Source organism: Kribbella sp. (assembly GCF_035655035.1).
Taxonomy (GTDB): domain Bacteria; phylum Actinomycetota; class Actinomycetes; order Propionibacteriales; family Kribbellaceae; genus Kribbella.
Map to the genome: position 1 here is coordinate 1 of NZ_DASRVN010000366.1, position 4,036 is coordinate 4,036.

The following is a 4,036-nucleotide window of genomic DNA, read 5'->3' on the forward strand; positions in this document are numbered from 1 at the left end:
ACCGTCAACGCAGTCGTGAGCGCATCCGCCTGCCGCTTGTCCCGGGCACGGGGATCATGCTCACCATCAGCAGTCTTGTGCGGGCGGGCACCGGCATGGATCACCGCGCGCAACAGTTCCGCGTTCTCGTTGGCCAGATAACCCCTGAACTTCACACCGTTCTCGGCCGCGCTCAACGTCAGCGACTCACGCCCGTACGCCTTCTGCTCCTCGGGTTCTGGGCCGTCGGAGTCCAGCAGGTTGCACAGCTGCTTCGCAGCGGTGCGCAGTTCCTTGGGAGACAGGTGAGCCGCAAGCCCAACCAACTGCTCCTCCGCGACATCCAGATCCTCCACCGGGACTCGAGTGCGGACGCGTTCGAGTTCGGTGACGATCGCGGCCGCGTGCGCGGTCTGCATCGGCCGCACCGTGTCGTCGGACGTGATGCCGTCGGCGAGCGCAGCACCAACCGCGGCGTACTTCGGCAACGCGCGAGCCAAACGCACGTCCCGCCAGGCCTCCGAACGGTCCCGGCGATGCCGCAGCGCGAGCAGCTCGACCGTGTCCCGCGCGCCGAGCTCCTGCGCGAAGCCGCTCTCCTCGGTGCGTGCGACGATCTGCAGCCGGATCCCTTGCAGCCGGATGATCTCGGCGTCCAGCGCATCGAGCGCAGGCATCAGCTCATGGTTGCCCAACGCAACCACAGAGCGTCCACCGAGAACATCCATGCCGATAACTCTACCCACCACCTCCGACAGTTTCAAAGCTAGAATCCCTTGTTTTCAAGGAGATTTAGTTATCCACAGATTTGAAGTCAGTTCTCACACACCACCTCACACCACCTCACACCACGGCAGGAGCGCGCCACCGGAGACAGCCGGCGGACCATCACCGCCGAACGGCGCCCTTCCCTCGTAGAAGCTGTATCCATCCCGCGCACAACCAGTTGCCTATAGCAACAACACAGGCCTGCGGCTGCATCCCGCTCCAGCCGCCCCGAACACGCCTGCCGCGCAAGCGGCGATCTCTGGACGAGCGCCACCTGCTGGCGGCATGCATCCGCGGCGTGGCAGCACCCCGACGGAGGCGGCCAACAGCCAGCGCCGCGAACCAGTGTCCGCTCCGTGTGCCCTCTCCACCATCCGTAGCTCGCCACCCCGACAGGTCCACCAGTACTCCGAGCGGCAGCCAGCTGCCGGAGGCGGCCAACAGGCAGACGCCCTGAAGCCGTGACCGCTTCGCGGACCACCCCACCATCCCGTACCCGCTGCCCCTGCGGGTCCACAGCACGCGGAGCGGCAGCACGCCGCCGGAGGCCGCCAACAAGACAGCCGCCGCGAACGGATGCTCGCTTCGCGTACTTCCCACCAGACGTAGCAGGCACCCCGACAGCTCCACCAGCACACGGAGCGGTAGCACGCCGCTGGAGGCGGCCAATAGGACAGCCCGCCGCGAGGCGGTGTCCGCCTCGGGTGTCTCCTCCACCATCCGTAGCTCAGAACCCGGACAGGTTCACCAGCACTCGGAGCAGCAGCACGCCGCCGAAGGCCGCCAACAAGACACCCTCCGCGAAGCGGTTACCTCTACTCGCGGCACGGGTTGCCGGCCGCGTACACATCCCGTCCGGCAGCGGTAGCAGGCCGCCGGAGGCGGCTGGCACGACAGCCGCCGCGGAACTGAGCGGGCGTTCGGCTACAGCAGCGCGATATCCGCTTCGTGTACCTCATCCAACGTCCGTAGCCAGCCGGACCGGTGCACCAGCACTCGGTGCGGTAGCGCGCCGACGGAGGCGGGTAACAGGACAGCCGCCGCGAAGCTGTGTCCGCTTCGTGTGCGCTCTCCACCATCTGCAGCTCGCCACCCGGACAGGTTCACCAGCACCCGGAGCGGCAGCACGCCGCCGAGGGCGGCCAGCAAGGCGGACGACGCCCCGAGGGGGAGACCGCACGGCCGCCGCGAAGCGGTGACCTCTTACGCGGCACGCTTGCCGACCGCGGACACGACCTGCCCGGGGGCGGTAGCACGCCGCCGGAGGCGGCTCACAGGACGGCCCCCGCGAAGCTGTGACCGCCTCATACCATCCGTAACTCGCCCCGAGGTTCACCAGCACCCGGAGCAGCAGCACACCGCCGAAGGCGGCCAGAAGGCAGCGGCCGCGAAGCGCGGGCTCGCCGCGGGAGGCCAACGAAACGGCCGCCGCCGGAGGTGGGCTTTGTGTGTGGTGGGGTTGTTAGTCGACGACCGTGGCGTAGGAGATTACGCCTCGGCGGATTTGGTCTACTACGGCTCGGGCGGTGGTGCGGAGGGGGGTGGGGCCGGCGGCGTCGGCTATTTGTTCGGTGAGGTCTATGAGTTGTTTGACCCAGCGGACGAAGTCGCCGGCGGCGAGGTCGGATTCGTAGAGGACTTCGGCGAGGGAGGCGCCGGAGGCCCAGCGGTACGCCGGCCAGCAGAAGTTGAGGTCCATCGAGCGCAGGAAGTCGACCCGCATGTCGCGTTCCAGGGCGGACAGGTCGCGCCAGATGGAGCCCATCCGTTCCAAGGCATCCCGTACGTCGCCGCGCGGCAGCCTGGGTGAGGTCGGGTCGTCCTTCGAGCGGGACTCGTACACCAGCGCCGCCAAACACGCCGCCAGCTCCGGCACCGTCAGGTCGTCGAACACACCTTGCCGGAGGCACTCGGCAGCGACCAGGTCGAGCTCGGTGTAGATCCGCGCCAGCCGGTCCCCCGCCTCGGTGGTCTTGTCGCCGTCGAGGTAGTGCAGCGCGTCCAGCACCTGGCAGACCCGGTCGAACTGCCGGGCGATCGTGTTGGTCCGCTGCTCGATCTTCCGTTGGACTTCGCGGTTCTCGCGGTCCAGCCGGAAGTACCGCTCCGCCCAGCGCGCGTGGTCCTCGCGGTCCGAGCAGCCGTGGCACGGGTGTGCGCGCAGCTGCGCCCGCATCTCCTGCAGCTCCGGGTCGTCGGCGTGCGCGACCACGTCCCGGTGGCGCGACGACGGCGGGCCGTCCTCGCCGAGCAGGTCGGTCCGGGTCCGCAGTACCTGGGCGAGCTCGCGGCGCTGCTGCGGGTTCCGCGGGTTGAACTTGCGCGGGATCCGCAGCGTCCCGATCGCCTCCACCGGCGTCGGGAAGTCGACCATCGACAGCTTCCGCACCTGCCGGTCCAGCGTCAGTACGGTCGGCCGCGGCCCTTCCCGCTCGGACCGCATCCCCGGGTCGAGCACCAGCGCCCAGCCCGCACTCCGCCCCGCCGGGATCCGGATGATGTCGCCGGTCTTCAGCTTCTCGATCGACTCCTGCGCCTCGACCCGGCGGTCGAGCTTGCGCCGTTTCGACCCGGACGCCTCGCGATCACCGATCCGGCGGCGCAGCGCGGCGTACTCGAGGAAGTCGCCGAGGTGGCACTCGATCGACTCCTTGTACCCCTCGAGCGCCTCGGTGTTGCGCTGCACCTGCCGCGCCAGCCCGACCACGGCCTGGTCGGACTGGAACTGCGCGAACGACAGCTCGAGCATGTCCCGCGCCCGCGTCCGCCCGACCTGACGCACGAGGTTCACGGCCATGTTGTACGACGGGGAGAACGACGACCGCAGCGGATACGTACGCGTCGACGCGAGCCCGGCCACCGCCCGCGGGTCGAACCCGGGCTGCCAGAGCACGACCGCGTGCCCCTCGACGTCGATCCCGCGCCGGCCGGCCCGCCCGGTGAGCTGCGTGTACTCCCCCGGCGTGATGTCGACGTGCGCCTCGCCGTTCCACTTGGACAGCTTCTCCAGTACGACGGTCCGCGCCGGCATGTTGATGCCCAGGGCAAGCGTCTCGGTGGCGAACACGACCTTGATCAGCCCGCGCGCGAACAACTCCTCGACGACCTCCTTGAAGGCCGCGAGCATGCCCGCGTGGTGCGCCGCGATCCCGCGCGACAGCGCCTCGGCGAAGTCGTGGTACCCGAGCACGCCGAGGTCCTCGTCCGGGAGGTCCGCCGTACGCTCGGCGACCACTCGCTTGATCTCGTCGCGCTCGGACGGCTTGGTCAGCCGCAGCCCGGACCGCAG

General features: G+C 69.3%; 3 protein-coding genes. All 3 read right to left on the reverse strand.

Features of this window, described 5'->3' with window-relative positions; all coding sequences use genetic code 11:
* The coding region (locus VFF46_RS20425; protein ID WP_325038760.1) for a DUF222 domain-containing protein at positions 1-656 on the reverse strand (656 nt) is incomplete at its 3' end.
* An 818-nt stretch (positions 657-1,474) separates the two neighbouring features.
* Complete coding sequence (locus VFF46_RS20430) at positions 1,475-1,639, reverse strand: hypothetical protein (RefSeq protein ID WP_325038761.1); 165 nt, start codon at positions 1,637-1,639, stop codon at positions 1,475-1,477.
* A gap of 570 nt (positions 1,640-2,209) precedes the next feature.
* Positions 2,210-4,036, reverse strand: a 1,827-nt coding sequence (locus VFF46_RS20435) for a DEAD/DEAH box helicase (protein WP_325038762.1), incomplete at its 5' end; no start/stop codon positions are given.